The sequence below is a fragment of the Arthrobacter sp. P1_D4 genome (assembly GCF_056406115.1).
Genome location: NZ_JBFUAU010000007.1, coordinates 90,357 through 106,599 on the forward strand (window position 1 = coordinate 90,357; position 16,243 = coordinate 106,599).

The 16,243-nt window shown below is 67.7% G+C and carries 18 protein-coding genes, 6 tRNA genes and 1 riboswitch; of the genes, 17 read left to right on the forward strand and 7 right to left on the reverse strand.

Annotation, left to right across the window (positions count from 1 at the left end; all coding sequences use genetic code 11):
* The first annotated feature begins 160 nt into the window (after nt 1-160).
* Nucleotides 161-1,198 (forward strand): cell division protein ZapE, encoded by a 1,038-nt coding sequence (gene zapE, locus AC1D0A_RS08255; protein WP_028277027.1) that lies wholly within the window; start codon nt 161-163, stop codon nt 1,196-1,198.
* A gap of 174 nt (nt 1,199-1,372) precedes the next feature.
* On the opposite strand, the gene AC1D0A_RS08260 is transcribed toward zapE, so the two are convergent.
* The 6 genes from AC1D0A_RS08260 to AC1D0A_RS08285 all read right to left on the reverse strand — a co-directional run bounded on the left by AC1D0A_RS08260 (nt 1,373) and on the right by AC1D0A_RS08285 (nt 2,435).
* A complete protein-coding gene (locus AC1D0A_RS08260) occupies nt 1,373-1,642 on the reverse strand; it encodes an antitoxin (protein ID WP_243179173.1) in 270 nt (89 codons plus the stop codon).
* A gap of 248 nt (nt 1,643-1,890) precedes the next feature.
* Nucleotides 1,891-1,965, reverse strand: a tRNA-Val gene (locus AC1D0A_RS08265).
* 38 nt (nt 1,966-2,003) lie between these two features.
* Nucleotides 2,004-2,076, reverse strand: a tRNA-Gly gene (locus AC1D0A_RS08270).
* A gap of 55 nt (nt 2,077-2,131) precedes the next feature.
* Nucleotides 2,132-2,206, reverse strand: a tRNA-Val gene (locus AC1D0A_RS08275).
* A gap of 39 nt (nt 2,207-2,245) precedes the next feature.
* Nucleotides 2,246-2,316: transfer RNA gene (locus tag AC1D0A_RS08280), tRNA-Cys, on the reverse strand.
* 46 nt (nt 2,317-2,362) lie between these two features.
* Nucleotides 2,363-2,435: transfer RNA gene (locus tag AC1D0A_RS08285), tRNA-Gly, on the reverse strand.
* Between the two features lie 381 nt (nt 2,436-2,816).
* Between AC1D0A_RS08285 and AC1D0A_RS08290 the strand changes: the two genes are divergently transcribed.
* The 15 genes from AC1D0A_RS08290 (at nt 2,817) to hisF (ending at nt 14,847) form a co-directional block, all read left to right on the forward strand.
* Nucleotides 2,817-2,888 (forward strand) — tRNA-Val (locus tag AC1D0A_RS08290).
* Between the two features lie 86 nt (nt 2,889-2,974).
* A complete protein-coding gene (locus AC1D0A_RS08295) occupies nt 2,975-3,820 on the forward strand; it encodes a cytochrome (RefSeq protein ID WP_243179171.1) in 846 nt (281 codons plus the stop codon).
* 109 nt (nt 3,821-3,929) lie between these two features.
* On the forward strand, nt 3,930-4,502 hold the full coding sequence (gene def, locus AC1D0A_RS08300; protein WP_243179169.1) for a peptide deformylase: 573 nt from the start codon (nt 3,930-3,932) through the stop codon (nt 4,500-4,502).
* Nucleotides 4,499-5,419 (forward strand): methionyl-tRNA formyltransferase, encoded by a 921-nt coding sequence (fmt, locus tag AC1D0A_RS08305; RefSeq protein ID WP_476943874.1) that lies wholly within the window; start codon nt 4,499-4,501, stop codon nt 5,417-5,419. The genes def and fmt overlap by 4 nt, the downstream gene beginning before the upstream one ends.
* Entirely contained in the window at nt 5,416-7,017 is a 1,602-nt protein-coding gene (locus tag AC1D0A_RS08310; RefSeq protein ID WP_476945558.1) for an RsmB/NOP family class I SAM-dependent RNA methyltransferase, read from the forward strand. The genes fmt and AC1D0A_RS08310 overlap by 4 nt, the downstream gene beginning before the upstream one ends.
* 66 nt (nt 7,018-7,083) lie before the next feature.
* Nucleotides 7,084-7,740, forward strand: coding sequence for a ribulose-phosphate 3-epimerase (gene rpe / locus AC1D0A_RS08315; RefSeq protein WP_476945559.1), 657 nt, complete (start codon nt 7,084-7,086; stop codon nt 7,738-7,740).
* A 106-nt stretch (nt 7,741-7,846) separates the two neighbouring features.
* A riboswitch (FMN riboswitch) is annotated at nt 7,847-7,998 on the forward strand.
* A gap of 94 nt (nt 7,999-8,092) precedes the next feature.
* Nucleotides 8,093-8,791, forward strand: a complete 699-nt coding sequence (gene pnuC, locus AC1D0A_RS08320; protein ID WP_476945560.1) for a nicotinamide riboside transporter PnuC — start codon at nt 8,093-8,095, stop codon at nt 8,789-8,791.
* 89 nt (nt 8,792-8,880) lie between these two features.
* Nucleotides 8,881-9,987, forward strand: a complete 1,107-nt coding sequence (ribD, locus tag AC1D0A_RS08325; protein ID WP_243179590.1) for a bifunctional diaminohydroxyphosphoribosylaminopyrimidine deaminase/5-amino-6-(5-phosphoribosylamino)uracil reductase RibD — start codon at nt 8,881-8,883, stop codon at nt 9,985-9,987.
* Nucleotides 9,987-10,673 (forward strand): riboflavin synthase, encoded by a 687-nt coding sequence (locus AC1D0A_RS08330; RefSeq protein ID WP_243179154.1) that lies wholly within the window; start codon nt 9,987-9,989, stop codon nt 10,671-10,673. The genes ribD and AC1D0A_RS08330 overlap by 1 nt, the downstream gene beginning before the upstream one ends.
* Nucleotides 10,670-11,383, forward strand: coding sequence for a 3,4-dihydroxy-2-butanone-4-phosphate synthase (ribB, locus tag AC1D0A_RS08335; RefSeq protein WP_476945561.1), 714 nt, complete (start codon nt 10,670-10,672; stop codon nt 11,381-11,383). Before AC1D0A_RS08330 ends, ribB begins: the two co-directional genes overlap by 4 nt.
* Before the next feature lie 13 nt (nt 11,384-11,396).
* Nucleotides 11,397-12,092 carry a GTP cyclohydrolase II gene (gene ribA / locus AC1D0A_RS08340; RefSeq protein ID WP_243179150.1) on the forward strand — a complete coding sequence of 232 codons (696 nt, stop codon included), beginning with the start codon at nt 11,397-11,399 and terminating at the stop codon, nt 12,090-12,092.
* A gap of 44 nt (nt 12,093-12,136) precedes the next feature.
* The gene (gene ribH, locus AC1D0A_RS08345; RefSeq protein ID WP_243179121.1) at nt 12,137-12,622 is read left to right on the forward strand and encodes a 6,7-dimethyl-8-ribityllumazine synthase; all 486 of its coding nucleotides are present in this window, start codon (nt 12,137-12,139) and stop codon (nt 12,620-12,622) included.
* Between the two features lie 157 nt (nt 12,623-12,779).
* Nucleotides 12,780-13,043 carry a phosphoribosyl-ATP diphosphatase gene (locus AC1D0A_RS08350; protein WP_018772463.1) on the forward strand — a complete coding sequence of 88 codons (264 nt, stop codon included), beginning with the start codon at nt 12,780-12,782 and terminating at the stop codon, nt 13,041-13,043.
* Nucleotides 13,044-13,147: 104 nt separating this feature from the next.
* Entirely contained in the window at nt 13,148-13,990 is an 843-nt protein-coding gene (gene hisG / locus AC1D0A_RS08355) for an ATP phosphoribosyltransferase (protein ID WP_028277039.1), read from the forward strand.
* Nucleotides 13,991-14,070: 80 nt separating this feature from the next.
* Complete coding sequence (hisF, locus tag AC1D0A_RS08360; protein ID WP_026536975.1) at nt 14,071-14,847, forward strand: imidazole glycerol phosphate synthase subunit HisF; 777 nt, start codon at nt 14,071-14,073, stop codon at nt 14,845-14,847.
* Nucleotides 14,848-14,944: 97 nt separating this feature from the next.
* Here the strand turns inward: hisF and AC1D0A_RS08365 are convergent, their stop codons facing one another.
* Nucleotides 14,945-15,589 carry a TIGR03085 family metal-binding protein gene (locus AC1D0A_RS08365; RefSeq protein ID WP_028277041.1) on the reverse strand — a complete coding sequence of 215 codons (645 nt, stop codon included), beginning with the start codon at nt 15,587-15,589 and terminating at the stop codon, nt 14,945-14,947.
* Between the two features lie 177 nt (nt 15,590-15,766).
* Between AC1D0A_RS08365 and hisI the strand changes: the two genes are divergently transcribed.
* Entirely contained in the window at nt 15,767-16,225 is a 459-nt protein-coding gene (gene hisI, locus AC1D0A_RS08370) for a phosphoribosyl-AMP cyclohydrolase (protein WP_243179119.1), read from the forward strand.
* Nucleotides 16,226-16,243: the final 18 nt, after the last annotated feature.

Below are 16,243 nucleotides of genomic sequence, written 5' to 3' on the forward strand. Positions count from 1 at the left end.
TTACAACACTAGTCACGGGCCGGTGGGAATGCTCCACCGGGTTCACACGGGGAAATGTGGTCTTCCTCACGCCGGCCGCGGGTCCACAGCCGCGCACGCGGGCCGGCCAGGCTTTGCCGGTATTCTTGCTGGGGACAAGAGACCAGCAGAACGGACCACCTTGGTACAGATCGAACAGCTCGCCGCCCGCACACCGGCAGTTTCCGTGGATGAACTCCTCAATGGGTTCTATCCATCGCCGCGGTTCGGTGAGGTGTCGTTTTCCAGCTACCGGCCCGATCCCGCCCAGCCCAGCCAGGCCCATGCGGTCCATGCCCTGCAGCATTTTGCGGCCGGCGTGGGCGCACGCGACGGCGACGGGCTGTTCAAGCGGCTCTTCGGCAAGAAGGACACTTCCCGGGCCGGGATCTACCTCGACGGCGGATTCGGTGTGGGCAAAACCCACCTGCTGGCATCGCTGTGGCACGCCGCCCCCGGGCCCAAGGCCTTCGGCACGTTCGTCGAATACACCAACCTCGTCGGTGCGCTGTCCTTCCGCAAGACCGTTGAGGCCCTGAGCCACTACAAGCTGGTCTGCATCGATGAATTTGAGCTCGATGATCCGGGCGACACTGTGCTCATGTCCCGGCTCATGCGCGAACTCGCCGACGCCGGCGTGAAGCTTGCCGCCACATCGAACACGCTGCCGGGGTCCCTCGGGGACGGGCGCTTCGCCGCCGTCGACTTCGCCCGGGAAATCCAGGTGCTGGCGGACCAGTTCGACGTCGTGCGGATCGACGGCGAGGACTTCCGCCACCGTGGCCTGCCGGCCGCGCCGTCGCCGCTGCGCAATGATGACCTGACCCACCACATGCATGCCGAGTTCGACGGCAAGACCGTGGCCCGCGATGAGTTCAGCACCTTGATCAACCACCTGGCCGGCGTGCACCCGAGCCGTTACCGCCAGCTGCTGGAGGGGATCGAGGGCGTGGTCTGGAAGAACGTGCACACGATTACCGAGCAGGCCGTTGCGCTGCGCTTCGTGGTGCTGGCTGACCGGCTGTACGACAAGGACGTGCCCATCCTTGCCAGTGGTGTGCCGTTCGACCAGCTCTTCACCGAGGAAATGATGACCGGCGGGTACATGAAGAAGTACTTCCGCGCCGTCTCCAGGCTGACCGCGCTGGCCCGCGAGGGCCAAAACCACGAACCGTCCTAGCGCCGGTTCCCACCAAGTACAACGCCAAATCCAACGCGGGCTCAGTTACGGCCCATCCGGATGCGCCGGATGGGCGCGAAGTGACCCCGCGTTGCCTGGTTGAAGTCGCCGTTAAATGCCGGAGGTGCCGGCGCCGCCTCTCGGCGGGACCGGCACCTCGCTGACGGATCTGGGTCAGAGGCCTGGCTGGCGGGGTTCCCCGGTTACGGGGGGCTCACCGGCTGCGGGAGTCTGATCGGCGACCGGGGCCGAATTCGGCCGGTCGTTCGCCTTGTCCACGAAGTCGGAAGCGCCACGCTGCACGGCATCGATCGTGCCGGCGTGCTTACCGCCGGTCTTGGAGTCGACGAAGTCGCCTGCCTTTTCGATGCCGTCCTTGATGGCTTCTTCGTTGCCACCAATAACTTGCTGAGCCTTGCCCTTTAGATCGTCAAGTAAACCCACGGGCACCTCCCTTCGGTCGCGGAGCCAGATCGCTCCTTGCGTTTTCTACCCTAGCGGGAGGTGGCGGGGGTGCCAAGGGTGTCCGCCCAGAGGATAAAAGATGGAAGGCCAGGTGCACAGGGTAGAAGGGCCCGGAGTGCACCAATCCCCAGTACACAGACCCGCAGTGCACAAACCCGCAGTGCACAAACCCGCAGTTCACAAACAGGAGCACACAAAAAAGAGCAGCTCCGGGGGAGCTGCTCTTGTGGTGGGCGATACTGGGATCGAACCAGTGACCTCTTCCGTGTCAGGGAAGCGCGCTACCGCTGCGCCAATCGCCCGCAACCGGAAGGATCCGGAGTGGAGTTGTAATGAAGAGAGCGGACGACGAGATTCGAACTCGCGACATCCACCTTGGCAAGGTGGTGCTCTACCAGCTGAGCTACGTCCGCATTTAGTCCATGCCGGCTGGGCCGGTGGTACTGCATCAAGCAAGTTGCCTTGCTCTGGTGGGCGATACTGGGATCGAACCAGTGACCTCTTCCGTGTCAGGGAAGCGCGCTACCGCTGCGCCAATCGCCCCTTGCATCCGATCGAAACCGGAAACCAGGGTTTTCACCGAGGTGGGTACGGGATTCGAACCCGTGTATACGGCTTTGCAGGCCGCTGCCTCGCCTCTCGGCCAACCCACCGTGTAGACAGGATTCCGAAGAACCTTTGCCGTGACAGTGTCCTGCGAGCGGACGACGAGATTCGAACTCGCGACATCCACCTTGGCAAGGTGGTGCTCTACCAGCTGAGCTACGTCCGCATTGTTGGTGTGCATTTCCTTGCCGCATTCGGCATTTCCTCGCGTTCCAACGAGTAAGAACTCTATAGGAGGTTCTGGGAATCTACAAATCGAGACCCATTGCACCGCGTTCCATGGCCTTACTTCCCCGAGTTCTAGGGGATTTTGCTAATTACAGCGCTGTAATTAGCCTCGGTGTCCAGTCGTGGCCCTAAGCGGCGCCGGGACTACTGACCGGGCCTTCAGAGTGGCACGACTGGAACGGCCGGTGGAGGGCTGGTTGACACTGCCCGTGCACGGGCCTGTTGCGGGCGAGTATTGGGACCCCATTCCCGCCGCGGCCAGGTTCCCACGGGTCGATTTCTAAAATCCGCCCGGGTGGGCTAGCATTCAATGTCGTTAGGGCGATTGGCGCAGTGGTAGCGCGCTTCGTTCACACCGAAGAGGTCACTGGTTCGAACCCAGTATCGCCCACTAACGAAATGGTCTGTTCCGCTGACTCAGCGGGGCGGGCCATTTTGCTTTTCATCGTTGTCTGACCCCCGTGAAAGAGTCTTCATATGACCGCTCCACTCCTCGCCCACGCCACGGACTATGGCCGCATGTACGCCCGCTCCACGTCGGCACAGTTCTCTGTCCCTTCCATCACCACGGTGATCGGCCAGCAGCCACACGGCCTGGATGGCTGGTTCGGGTACATGGGCGCCAACAGCCTGGCCCAAGATCCCGAGCTCCCCGGCATCCTGGGGAGCCCGGCCAAACTGCGGCAGGCGGTCAGCCGGGCCGCCAAGGCGGCGGAGTCGTACCGGGACGATGCCGCCAAACGCGGCGACCGGGTCCATAACTATTGTGAGCAGGTTGCGCTGCGTGCGCTCGGCCGGCCGCACCAGATGAAGGAAACACGGGAGGCGCTGGCCGCCAACGGCGAGGAAGCCTTCGCGGCACGCTTCGACGAATGGTGGGAGCTCTTCCAGGTTGAACCCATCGCTCCGGAAATTACGGTGTGGAACAAGACGGTCGGCTATGCCGGCACCCTGGACCTCGTGGCACGGATCAATGGCCGGACCTGTCTTATCGACTACAAGACCAAGGGCACCAGCCGGGACGGCACCGTCAAACCGCTTGATGACAAGGTGGTCATGCAGCTCGTGGCGGGCATGAAGGCTGAGGAAAGCCTCGTGGATCCCGTCGCGGGGGAGTGGGAGGCCTGGCAGCACGGCGAGTCCCCGATCCTCCTGGCCGTGGCGGTCGGCGAGACCGAGGTCCGTCCGCAGCGGGCCAACCCCGAGGTCCTGAAGCATCACTGGTGGAAATTCTGTGCGCTGCGCCGCGTGTGGGAGATGTCCGCCGACACGGCAACCGCCGGAGCAGCACTGCTCCCGCTGGCGCCGCCCGTGAAGCGCTGACCAGAAGCAACCAACAGAAGCAACCAACAAAAGCAACCAACAGAAGCACGGGCAGCTGCAACTAAACTGGACTGGACCCCTAGCCGCCCACCGTGAGGACAGACTGCACATGGCCATTTTGAATATCCGCATCATCGGAGATCCTGTGCTGCGCACAGTCGCCGATCCCGTGACGGAATTCGGGCCTGAACTGGCAAAGCTCGTCGCCGACATGACCGAAACCATGGAGGATGTCGAGGGCGCCGGCCTGGCCGCGCCCCAGGTCGGTGTGAGCCTGCGCGTCTTCACCTACCGGATCGGCGGCGTCGAGGGTCACATCGTCAACCCGGTGCTGGAAAGCAGCGAGGACTTCCAGCCGGACCAGGTTGAGGGATGCCTGTCCATCCCGGGTCTGGGCTTCCCCGTCCGCCGGTACCGCCACACCCGGGTGACCGGCGTGGACCTGCACGGCAACCCCGTCACCGTGGAGGGCGAGGACATGCTGGCGCGCTGCTTCCAGCACGAGACCGACCACCTGGACGGCATTCTCTACACCGACCGGCTCGAGGGCGAAGACCGTAAGGCCGCCCTGCGCGCCATCCGCAATGCCAACTACGACGCCATCACGGAACAGACAACCACCAAGCGCGCGAAGAGCGTCGGGACGAGCTTTGGCGGGTCCAGCTTCGGAATCACCCCGTGAGGGTTCTCTTCGCCGGAACCCCCGCTGTCGCCGTGCCGTCGCTCGACGCCCTTGTCGACGCCGGGTTCGACGTCGTCGCTGTCCTCACCCGCCCGGACGCACCGCTGGGACGCAAGCGCGTCCTGACGCCGTCGCCCGTGGCCGCCAGGGCCGCCGAGCTCGGCATTGAGATCATCCACGCCGCCAAAGTCGATGCCGGGGTCACCGCCCGCATTGCCGCCGCAGCACCGGACGTTGCGGCGATCGTGGCCTATGGCGGGCTGATTCCCCCCGCGGCCCTCGCTGTCCCCCGCCACGGCTGGGTAAACCTGCACTTCTCCTTACTGCCGGCCTGGCGCGGCGCAGCCCCCGTGCAGCGCGCCGTCATCGCCGGCGACGACGTCACAGGTGCCGTCACCTTCCGCCTGGAGGAGGGGCTGGACACCGGTCCGGTCTTCGGGACCCTCACGGAGACCGTGCACGCCGCCGATACCGCCGGGGCCCTGCTCGAACGCCTCTCCCACAGCGGCGCGGTCCTGCTGGCCCAAACGCTGTCCGCCATCGACGCAGGCAAGGCCGTCGCGCTCCCGCAGCAGGGCGACGTCAGCCTGGCACCCAAACTCAGTCTCGAAGACGGCCGGCTCGACTGGCAGCAGCCCGCCCTGGCGATCGGCCGCCGTGCCCGCGGCGTCACGCCGGAGCCGGGCGCCTGGACACTTCTGGAGGGCCAGCGGATCAAACTGGAGCCAGTGCTCCCGGCAGCGGACTCGGCGGCGCTTCGGCCCGGACAGCTGGCCATGGACGGGAAACGGGTTCTCGTCGGTACGGGATCGCACCCGGTGGAATTGACGCGGGTGCAACCCGCGGGCAAGAAAATGATGGCCGCCGCTGATTGGGCGCGTGGGCAGGCAACACTTGAAAGCGTGGTATTCGAATGAGCGGTTCCGGGACCAGCGGCAACAGCCGAGGCAGTGGCCAGGGCGCCGGGGGCGGCAGCAGGCGGAACGCCCAGGGCCGGGAACGCAACCGCGGCCCGCAGCGCGGCTTCACCGAGAGCGCCCCGTCCCAGCGGACCCGCCGTGCCGATCCGGCCCGGCTGGTTGCCTTTGAAGTGCTCCGCGCCGTGGCCGCCGAGGACGCCTACGCGAACCTGGTGCTCCCGGCCCGGATCCGGCACCACGGGCTGGACAAGCGCGACGCCGGTTTCGCTACCGAGCTCAGCTATGGCGCCCTCCGCGGCCAGGGCACGTACGACGCCATCCTGGCCCGGTGCGTGGACCGTCCGCTTGAGGAGCTGGATCCCGCGATCCTGGATGCCCTGCGGATCGGGGTGCACCAGCTGCTCGCCATGCGCGTGCCCGCTCACGCCGCCTTGGACCAGACGGTGGGGCTGGCCCGCGCCGTGATCGGGGCCGGGCCCTCCGCACTGATCAACGCCGTCCTGCGCAAAGTCTCCGCCCGCACCCTCGACGAGTGGCTCGACCTGCTGCTCAGCACCGAGACCGATGCCACCACGATCGCGTCCATCCGCTACGCCCACCCGGAATGGATCGTCCGCGCGCTCCGCCAGTCGCTCGTGGCCCACGGCCGGGCGGTTTCTGAGATTGACGCGCTCCTCGAAGCCGACAACGCCGCGCCCGTGGTGAACCTTGTGGCGCTGCCCGGCATCGGCAGCCTCGACGAGGCCCTGGAAGGCGGGGCCACCCCGGGCGAGCTCGTCGAGGGATCCGCGCTCTCCAGCGGCGGGGACCTCGGCCGGCTCGCCTCGGTCCGTGACGGAAGCACCCGAGTCCAGGACGTCGGTTCGCAGCTCGTGGCCCGCGCCATGGCCGCCGTCGATCTCGGCACAACCCCCGGCGCCCGGCCCGAAAACAACATCAGCGCAGACCCCGGCACAAATCCTGGCGGCGAAACGGGGACGGACAGCGGGGGCGCGGGGGAGCGCTGGCTGGATCTCTGTGCCGGTCCCGGCGGCAAAGCCGCCCTGCTCGGAGCCCTCGCCGGGCAGCGGGGAGCCCACCTGCTGGCCAACGAATTCGCCCCGCACCGTGCCAAACTCGTGCGGCAGGCCCTGTCGGCGGTCCCGGGGGGGGCCTGGGAGGTCAGGACCGGGGACGGCCGCGACATTGGCGCCGAGCAGCCGGAGTCGTTCGACCGCGTCCTGGTGGATGTCCCGTGCACCGGCCTGGGCGCCCTGCGCCGGCGTCCGGAGTCGCGCTGGCGGCGCACCCCCAAGGACCTCGTGGACCTTGGCCCACTGCAGCGCCAGCTGCTCAATTCCGCGATCGACGCCGTCAAGCCCGGCGGCGTGGTGGCGTACGTGACATGTTCGCCGCACCCGGCAGAGACCACCGCCGTCGTCAGTGATGCCCTGCGCAAGCGCGAGGACCTCGAACTCCTCGACGCCGGCGCCGTGCTGGACGGCGTCAGCCTCACCGGCCACCTCGAAGCCGGGCACGAGCTCACCGCCCAGCTCTGGCCGCACGTGCACCAGACGGACGCCATGTTCCTGGCGCTGATTCGCAAGTTGGCCTGAGTTTCGCTGATACTGGGGCCCTGTCACCAAGAACGAACCAGCAAAGTACGAACGTGAAGGAAATCCATGGCCCAGTGCTGCATCAACCCGAGCATCCTTTCGGCTGACTTCGTCAACCTTGAGGCCGAACTGCGCCGCATCAGCAATGCCGATGCGGTGCATGTGGACGTCATGGACAATCATTTCGTGCCCAACCTGACCATCGGGCTGCCTGTGGTGCAGCGCATCCAGGCCGTCAGCCCGGTGCCGCTGGACGCCCACCTGATGATCGCCGACGCGGACCGCTGGGCGCCGGGCTTCGCCGACGCCGGGGTGGCCTCGGTGACGTTCCACGCCGAAGCCTCGATCGCGCCGATCAAACTCGCGCGGGAACTGCGCGCCCGCGGGGCCAAAGCCGGCATGGCGCTGCGTCCGGGCACCCCCGTGGAGCCCTATCTGGACATGCTCCCGGAACTGGACCTGCTGTTGATCATGACGGTGGAGCCAGGCTTCGGCGGGCAGTCTTTCCTGGACCTGACGCTGCCCAAGATCCGGCGGGCCCGCGCTGCCATTGACGGCTCCGGGGTCGCGGTGGCCCTGCAGGTGGATGGCGGCATCACCGAGGAGACGATCGTGCGCGCGGCAGAGGCGGGGGCGAACGTCTTTGTTGCGGGGTCAGCCGTCTACGGCGCCGCGGATCCGGCGGCGGCTGTCGAAAGGCTCCGGGCGGCGGGGTCCCGCTGACGCGCGGTCCCGGCAGGGAACTGCTGCGAAGATGACGCCGGGCGTAACATCGGCATCCGGGGAATAGCCCGGGCAGGGCCGCAGTTGTGTCAGAATAACAACACACATACGTGCTCCGGGGTCGGTGTAAGTCCGAACCGGCGGTGACAGTCCGCGACCCGCGCGCCAGCGCCCTCCCTCGGGAAGGAAGCCGGCAAACGGTTGAACCGGTGAAATTCCGGTACCGACAGTTAAAGTCTGGATGAGAGAAGCACGTACAGCTGTTACTGCGGCGCCCCAACGGCGCCGCATAATTGCGCTGTCGTATACCCCCGGAGCCATCGCGGTTCTTGAGGGAAGGAACGACACACACATGGACCCCTTGCGATGGCTCTTCGAAGCGCAGATCCCCGTAGGCGGATCTGTCCTGATTCTTCGTGAAGTGCTAGGCAACATCTTTGGCCTCGCCAGCGCCGTCGGCGGCATGCGCCGCCGGGTCTGGGCATGGCCCGTCGGCATCGCCGGCAACTTGCTGCTCCTGACGGTCTTCCTGGGCAACGTCTTCGGTTCCGCCACGCCGGCCACGCTGTGGGGCCAGGCCGGACGCCAAGTCATGTTCATCGGCGTCGCCCTCTACGGCTGGTACCGCTGGCAGCAGGGCAGGAAGTCCGGCAGCGGCGGCACTGCCGTCGCGCCGCGCTGGGCCGGCAACCAGACCCGGGTGATTCTTGCCCTCAGTCTCGTGGCCGGCACCATGGCGCTTACCCCGGTCTTCGACTCCCTCGGCTCCTACCCGCCGGTCTGGGCCGACGCGTGGACGTTCATGGGCTCGCTGCTCGCGACATACGGCATGGCGCGGGGCTGGACGGAGTTCTGGCTCATCTGGGTGGCGGTGGACATCGTCGGTGTGCCACTGCTGTTCAGCGCCGGCTACTACGCCAGCGCCGTCATGTACCTCTTCTACGGCTTCTTCACCCTGGCCGGGTTCTTTGTCTGGTGGCGTGCCTCCAGGCTGGCGAACCTGCCGGTCACGGTCGAAACCGCCTTCCCCGACCCCGTGGTGGCCAAGTGAGTGCCCTCAACAGCGCCGGATTCAGCGCCGCCCCGTCCGGCACTGCCCAGTCCGGCACTGCCGCGTTCAACGCTGCCGAGAATGCTGCGATGCAGGCTGCCCTGGCCGCCGCGGCGCAGGGCCCGCGGGGCGCCAACCCGCTCGTCGGCGCCGTCGTCGTCGGGACCGACGGGACGCACCTCGCCACCGGTTACCACCGCGGCGCAGGGACTGCCCACGCCGAAGCCGACGCCATCGGCCAGGCGAAAGCGGCGGGCCGGGACCTCCGCGGCGCGGCGATCGTGGTGACGCTGGAGCCCTGCAACCACTGTGGGCGCACCGGCCCCTGCGCGCAGGCGATCATCGATGCCGGCATCACCGACGTCATCTACGCCGTCGACGATCCCCACGACCCGGCGGCCGGCGGCGCCGTGACGCTCCGGGCCGCGGGCGTCCGTGTCCGCTCCGGGCTGGCGGCCGAGGCGGCGCTGGACCTGAACCGGCGCTGGTTCGACGCCGTCGCCGCCAAACGGCCCTTCGTCACCCTGCATATCGCCCAGACTCTCGACAGCCGCATCGCCGCCAGCGACGGCACCAGCCAGTGGATCTCCAGCCCGGAATCGCTTGCGGACAACCACGCCCTGCGCGGCCGGATAGACGCCATCCTGGTGGGCACCCAGACGGTCCTGATCGACAACCCCCGGCTTACCGCCCGGAACGCCAACGGCGAAGCAGAGGGCAAACAGCCGTTGCGCGCCGTGATGGGGTACCGGGGCATTCCCGACGACGCCGCCATCCACGGAGCCGACGGCAACGTCCTGCACCTGGCCACCCGCGACCCGCGCGAGGCCCTGGACCAGCTGTTCGCACACGGCGTCCGGCACCTCATGGTGGAGGGCGGCTCACGGATCCTGAGCGCGTTCCTGGCCGCCGGCCTGGTCGACGAACTCATCGTCTACCTGGCGCCCACACTGCTTGGCTCCGGCACCGCCGCCCTGGACGACCTCGGCATCACCACCCTGGCCGATGCCCAGCGGTGGGAATGGGACCCGGCATCCGGAGGCGCCGTCCAAGTCCTCGGCCGCGACCTCCGGCTCCATCTGCGCCCGGCCGCCACCGCCGATGATGCTGACCCGGCCGGCCCGGCCGCCACCCCTACTTCATCCGATACCACCCCGCACCGCACCGGCGCGGACACCGCCGCAGGAGGCAATTGATGTTTACCGGAATTATCGCCGAGCAGGGAAAGGTGCTCTCCGTTGAGCGCAACGGGGACAGCAGCGCCACCGTTCGGCTCCATGCGCCCGGCGCCACGGACGGTCTCGCCCTGGGCGGTTCCATAGCGGTCAACGGCGTCTGCCTCACCGCCACGCAGATCGACGGCAGGGACTTCAGCGTTGACGTCATGGGCGAGACCTTGGTCCGCAGCACGATCGGAGAACTCACGGCGGGCGATCCCGTCAACCTGGAACGCTGCGTCCCCGCCGGGGGACGGTTGGACGGCCACGTGGTCCAGGGCCACGTCGACGGCGTCGGCCAGCTCGTGGAGCGCGAGGGGCTTGGCAACTGGGACCGGCTGCGGTTCGCGGTGCCGGCCGGGCTGGCCCGGTACATCGCCGAAAAGGGATCCATCGCCGTCGACGGCGTCTCCCTCACCGTCACGGCAGTCAGCCCGGCCAACGATCCGGCGCCCTGGTTTGAAGTAGGGCTCATCCCGACCACCCTGGCCGAGACCGGCCTGGGCCAGAAGACACCCGGCGGCCATGTAAACCTCGAAGTCGATGTCCTGGCGAAGTACACCGAACGCCTGCTGTCCTTTGCCGGCGGTTCATCGCCCGCCGCGCACAGGGCAGCCGAAGGTTCCGCCGGAGAAGCCGCCCTCACGGACGGGGCCGCGAAATGAGCCGGGTCACGGACCAGCCCGGCCATGACGTGGCCGGGGTGCTCCGCGCCACCGCTGCCGGCACCGGGCGTGTAGGCCTCGATCCGATCGAGGACGCCATCAGCGCCATGGCAGCCGGGCGCCCCGTCCTGGTGGTGGACAACGAGGACCGCGAGAACGAAGGCGACATCATTTTCGCCGCCGAGCACGCCACCCCCGCGCTGATGGGCTGGACAGTCCGCTACAGCTCCGGAGTGATCTGCGTACCGCTCGACGCCGGCCGGGCCGACGCCCTGGCGCTGCCGCCAATGGTGGCAATCAACGAAGACGCCAAGGGCACCGCCTACACCGTGTCCTGCGACGCCGCCGTGGGTGTCAGCACCGGAATTTCCGCCACGGACCGCGCCCTGACGGCCCGGATCCTGGCCGACCCGCAAAGCCGGCCACATTCCTTGACCCGTCCCGGGCATGTTTTTCCCCTCCGCGCCGTTAAGGGGGGAGTGCGGGAACGTCCCGGCCACACCGAAGCGGCCGTGGACCTGTGCCGGCTCGCGGGCCTGGAGCCCGTGGGCGTGATAGCAGAGCTTGTGTACGACAACGGAGAAATGATGCGGCTGGACGGATTGCGCGGCTTCGCCATCGAGCATGGCTGCCCCCTGATTTCGATTGCGGATCTGGTGGCGTATCTTGAAGCGGAACAGCACGGCAGCCACGCAGCGGACCCTGTCTGATGGAGGAGAAATAATGACGACTTCGGAGACCCGAGAAGAGACGGCCATGGCACGTCAACCGCATCCGGTCAGCGCAGGACCCATCGTCCAGCTGCCCACCGCATTTGGCGACTTCGTGGCGCAGGCCTGGACCGACCTCGCCACCGGCGCGGAGCACCTGGCCGTCAGTTCACCGATGGCGCCGGTTGACGGCGAGCCACCGCTGGTCCGCCTCCATTCGGAGTGCCTGACCGGCGATGTGTTTGGCTCCTACCGCTGCGACTGCGGCGAACAGCTCGCCTATGCGCTCGAGCTGATCAACGAACTCGGCGGCACCCTGCTGTACCTGCGCGGCCAGGAGGGCCGGGGGATCGGCCTGGCGAACAAGATGAAGGCCTACGCCCTGCAGGAGGCCGGTTTTGACACTGTGGAGGCCAACGAACAGCTCGGGCTGCCGGTCGACGCGCGCTGCTACAAGGCCGCGGCCCAGATCCTCGCGGAGATGGGTCTCCACGAGATCCGGCTGCTGAGCAACAACCCGGACAAGCAGGACCGGCTTGCGCAGGCAGGCGTCAAGGTGGTGGAGATGGTCCCCACGGAGGTCCCCTCCCGGGAGCAGAACATCCGCTACCTGCAGACGAAGAAGGACCGGATGGACCACCGCCTGGTCCTGGACGTTGAACCGGCTCCGGCCGCCGGCCTGTCCGGATTCGAGCACGACCAGGACTGACCGGGCAGCAACACGACCACCAGACTCAATAGCAAGGAATACCTATGAGCGGCCACGGCGCCCCCCAGATCGACCTCAGCACCTTCAAGCCCGAAGAAACCTCACAGCTCAAGCTGGCCATTGTGGCCGCGAGCTGGCACACCCAGATCATGGACGGGCTGCTCGACGGTGCCCTGCGCGCCGCGAAGGACGCCGGCATCAATGAGCCGACCGTCCTGCGCGTGCCGGGCACGTTTGAGCTCCCGGTCGCGGCCGCCCGGCTGGCACCGCACTTCGACGCCGTCGTGGCGCTCGGCGTCGTCATCCGGGGCGGTACCCCGCACTTCGAATATGTCTGCGAGGCGGCCACCCTGGGCCTGACCGAGGTCAGCGTCCGCACCGGGATTCCCGTCGGGTTCGGCGTGCTGACGTGCGATACCGAGCAGCAGGGGATCGACCGGGCAGGCCTGCCCGGATCCACCGAGGACAAGGGTCACGAGGCCGTTACCGCCGCCCTGGCCACGGCAGTGACGCTCAAACAGTTCGGCTGAACCGCCAAGCTGCAGCTTTTGCCGGTGCGGGCGGCTCCGTGGCCACCCGCGCCGGTTGAGTGTGCCGGCCGTGTTGGATATGTAGTGCCTCACATCTCCGCCGTCATGCAACGCCCCGGCGGGCGTTCCCGCGCCGGGAGCAAGTAGGCTTGGGTGCGTGAAGAATTTCGAGTCGCTGTTCGCAGAACTGAGTGAAAAGGCAGCCGTCCGCCCGGAGGGCTCCCGCACCGTCGCCGAACTGGATTCCGGAGTCCACGGCATCGGCAAGAAGGTCGTGGAGGAAGCAGCCGAGGTTTGGATGGCTGCGGAGTATGAATCCGATGAGGCCGCCGCCGAGGAAATTTCCCAGCTGCTCTACCACCTGCAGGTTCTGATGCTCGCCAAAGGACTCACCCTGGAAGACGTCTACAAGCATCTGTAGCCGCGCCCGCACCGGACACCGCCATGACTTCGCTGGCGGATCCCGTGCACAGCGTGGCCGATGTGCCCGAACAGAGACTTCCACACCCAAGAGAGACTTTCCCCATGCTTAGAGTTGCCGTCCCGAACAAGGGATCCCTGTCCGAAGCTGCCGCGGCCATGCTTGCCGAGGCAGGCTACCGCCAGCGCCGCGACACCCGCGAGCTTGTCATGGTGGACCCGGACAACGACATTGAGTTCTTCTTCCTGCGCCCGCGCGACATAGCTGTGTACGTGGGCCAGGGAACGCTCGACGTCGGCATCACCGGCCGCGACCTGCTGCTCGACGCGGAGGTCGAGGCTGAGGAACTGCTGCCGTTGGGCTTCGCCGCTTCCACCTTCCGCTTCGCCGGCCCGGTCGGCGACTTCACCACGGTCGCCGAGCTCGAGGGCAAGCGCCTGGCCACGAGCTACGACGGACTGCTGCGCGGCTACCTGGCCGCACGCGGCATCAACGCCAAGGTGGTCCGCCTTGACGGCGCCGTCGAATCCTCCGTCCGCCTCGGCGTCGCCGACGCGATTGCCGACGTCGTAGAGACCGGCACCACGCTCAAGGCCGCCGGCATGGAGATCTTCGGCGAGCCGATCCTGAATTCGGAGTCCGTGCTGATTGGCCGCAAGGGCGAGCAGAACCCTGCCACGGAGGTCCTGATCCGCCGGCTCCAGGGCGTCCTCGTGGCCCGGCAGTACGTGCTGATGGACTACGACATCCGCAAGGAACTCGTGGAGCAGGCCGCCGGGCTCACCCCGGGCCTGGAGTCGCCCACCGTGTCGCCGCTGCGCGATTCGGACTGGGTGGCCGTCCGCTCGATGGTGCCCAAGCGGGAAACCAACCGGATCATGGACGAGCTCTACGACCTCGGCGCCCGCGCCATCCTGGTCAGCAGCATCCACGCCTGCCGCATCTAGGCGCCCCGCCGGGTCCCGCCAGGAACACCTTCAGCAATCACCCTGCAGCAATTACCCGCCTGCAAGTACCAGGAGAAGTCATGACTGTTGCCGTGCGCGTCATCCCGTGCCTCGACGTCGACGCCGGCCGCGTGGTCAAGGGCATCAACTTTGAGGGCCTCCGCGACGCGGGGGACCCGGTGGAACTGGCGCACCGCTACGACAACAGCGGCGCCGACGAGCTGACCTTCCTTGACGTCACGGCGTCCTCCGGCAACCGGGAGACCACGTTCGACGTCGTCCGCCGCACCGCCGAGGAAGTCTTCATCCCGCTGACGGTCGGCGGCGGCGTCCGTGGCGTGGCCGAGGTGGACAAACTCCTGCGCTGCGGCGCGGACAAGGCCGCCATCAACACCGCAGCCGTGGCCCGGCCGGACGTGATCGACGAGATCACCCGGCACTTCGGTTCCCAGGTCCTGGTGCTTTCCCTCGACGCGCGCCGGACCCGTCCGGGCTCGCAGCCCACCCCGTCCGGCTTCGAGGTCACCACGCACGGCGGACGGCAGGGGACCGGCATCGACGCGATCGCCTGGGCGCGGGAAGCGGCCGACCGCGGGGTGGGTGAAATCCTGCTGAACTCGATCGACGCCGACGGCACCAAGGACGGCTTCGATCTGGAACTGATCCGCCTGGCGCGGGCGGGGGTCAAGGTCCCGCTCATCGCCTCCGGTGGTGCCGGCAAGCCGGAGCACTTCCCGCCGGCTGTGGCAGCAGGCGCCGACGCCGTCCTGGCGGCCTCGGTCTTCCACTTCGGCCCGCTGGACATGATTGCGCAAGTCAAGGCCGCGATCCGCGACGCAGGCTTCGAAGTCCGCTAGTCCCCGCCGCTTAAAGCAACGCGGGGTCACTTACCGCCCATCCCGGAGGGGATTTTGGGCCGTAAGTGACCCCGCGTTGTTGGTTCTGCGGAGCGTGTTAGAGGCCGACTTCGGCGGACTGCAGGAGCGCGACAGCGTCCGGCTGGCCTTCAAAGGTCACGAGGGCGTGGCGGGTGCGGCCGTGGGCGTGCATGAGCAGCTCGCCCGGTTCGCCGACGATGGCCACGGACACGGGGGCGCGTTTGGCGACATGCCGCGGACCCGAGGGGCTCACCAGCACGATGCCCAGATCCACGCCGCGGTACAGGATCGCGGCCCGCTTGACGAGCTCATCCCACAGCGCGTCCGAATAGGCCTGGTCCAGGGCGCGCGGGGCCCAGCGGTCCACGGCGCGGCGGACGTCCTCGGTGTGCACAAAGTACTCGATCAGGTTGGAGCTTTCGTCCAGCGCCTTGATCCGCAGCGGGGACAGCGCCGGGGGACCGGCCCGGAAGTCGTTGACCAGCTTGGCGTAGTCCTCGGTGGTCTTCAAGGTGCCCGCCAGTTCGGCCGTCGCCTGGTCCGAGGCCTTGGACAGGCGCTTGATCAGCAGGCCCAGTCCGACGGCGATTTTCCGCTCGCGCAGGTACAGGTGCGCGGCAAGATCGCGGGTGAGCCAACCTGTGCAGAGCGTGGCGGCATCAGGGCCGGCCGCCAGCAGGGTTTCGGCCAGGACTTCTCGGGACGGTTCGACGAAATGCATCACTTGTGAAACTAGCACGAGACGGCCGTGCGTGGGCACAGGAATCGCCGCCGCAACCGCGCCCGGCCGCATGATGCGGGGCCGGACCGCGGCGCCGGGCCGATTGGCGCGCCAGTGTTAAGCGGCGGGACCTGTCCGCAGGGCGGCAACCGGCCCGGAGGCACTAGACTTGATCTGATGTCTGAGCAGCCCGCCTCCGCCCCCAGCCCCATCAACGGCAGCCCCATCAACGGCAGCGCCATTAACGGCAGCGCCGTCGATCGCAGTCCCGTCAGCGGCAGCCCCCTCCCGGCCGGACTGGCGGACGCGCTCAAGCGCGACAGCGCCGGCCTGGTGGCCGCCATCGTCCAGCAATTCGACACCCACGAGGTGCTGATGCTGGGCTGGATGGACGACGAGGCGCTGCACCGCACCCTGACCAGCGGGCGCGTGACCTTCTTTTCGCGCTCCCGCCAGGAGTACTGGCGCAAGGGAGACACCTCCGGGCACGTGCAGTGGGTCAAGTCGCTCGCCATGGACTGTGACGGCGATGCGCTGCTGGTGCGGGTCGACCAGGTCGGCGCGGCCTGCCACACCGGAACCCGCACGTGCTTCGACGGCCGCGAGCTCGACGCCGTCGTTGGCCACGGAGGCTAGGCGCCCGGCACACCGGCA

Coding starts and splice junctions, on each gene's coding strand:
- AC1D0A_RS08295 (WP_243179171.1), top strand. CDS start 2,975: ATGACCGCTCCACTCCTCGCCCACGCCACGGACTATGGCCGCATGTAC.
- def (WP_243179169.1), top strand. CDS start 3,930: ATGGCCATTTTGAATATCCGCATCATCGGAGATCCTGTGCTGCGCACA.
- AC1D0A_RS08310 (WP_476945558.1), top strand. CDS start 5,416: ATGAGCGGTTCCGGGACCAGCGGCAACAGCCGAGGCAGTGGCCAGGGC.
- rpe (WP_476945559.1), top strand. CDS start 7,084: ATGGCCCAGTGCTGCATCAACCCGAGCATCCTTTCGGCTGACTTCGTC.
- pnuC (WP_476945560.1), top strand. CDS start 8,093: ATGGACCCCTTGCGATGGCTCTTCGAAGCGCAGATCCCCGTAGGCGGA.
- ribD (WP_243179590.1), top strand. CDS start 8,881: ATGCAGGCTGCCCTGGCCGCCGCGGCGCAGGGCCCGCGGGGCGCCAAC.
- AC1D0A_RS08330 (WP_243179154.1), top strand. CDS start 9,987: ATGTTTACCGGAATTATCGCCGAGCAGGGAAAGGTGCTCTCCGTTGAG.
- ribB (WP_476945561.1), top strand. CDS start 10,670: ATGAGCCGGGTCACGGACCAGCCCGGCCATGACGTGGCCGGGGTGCTC.
- ribA (WP_243179150.1), top strand. CDS start 11,397: ATGACGACTTCGGAGACCCGAGAAGAGACGGCCATGGCACGTCAACCG.
- ribH (WP_243179121.1), top strand. CDS start 12,137: ATGAGCGGCCACGGCGCCCCCCAGATCGACCTCAGCACCTTCAAGCCC.
- hisG (WP_028277039.1), top strand. CDS start 13,148: ATGCTTAGAGTTGCCGTCCCGAACAAGGGATCCCTGTCCGAAGCTGCC.
- hisF (WP_026536975.1), top strand. CDS start 14,071: ATGACTGTTGCCGTGCGCGTCATCCCGTGCCTCGACGTCGACGCCGGC.
- AC1D0A_RS08365 (WP_028277041.1), bottom strand. CDS start 15,589: ATGCATTTCGTCGAACCGTCCCGAGAAGTCCTGGCCGAAACCCTGCTG.
- hisI (WP_243179119.1), top strand. CDS start 15,767: ATGTCTGAGCAGCCCGCCTCCGCCCCCAGCCCCATCAACGGCAGCCCC.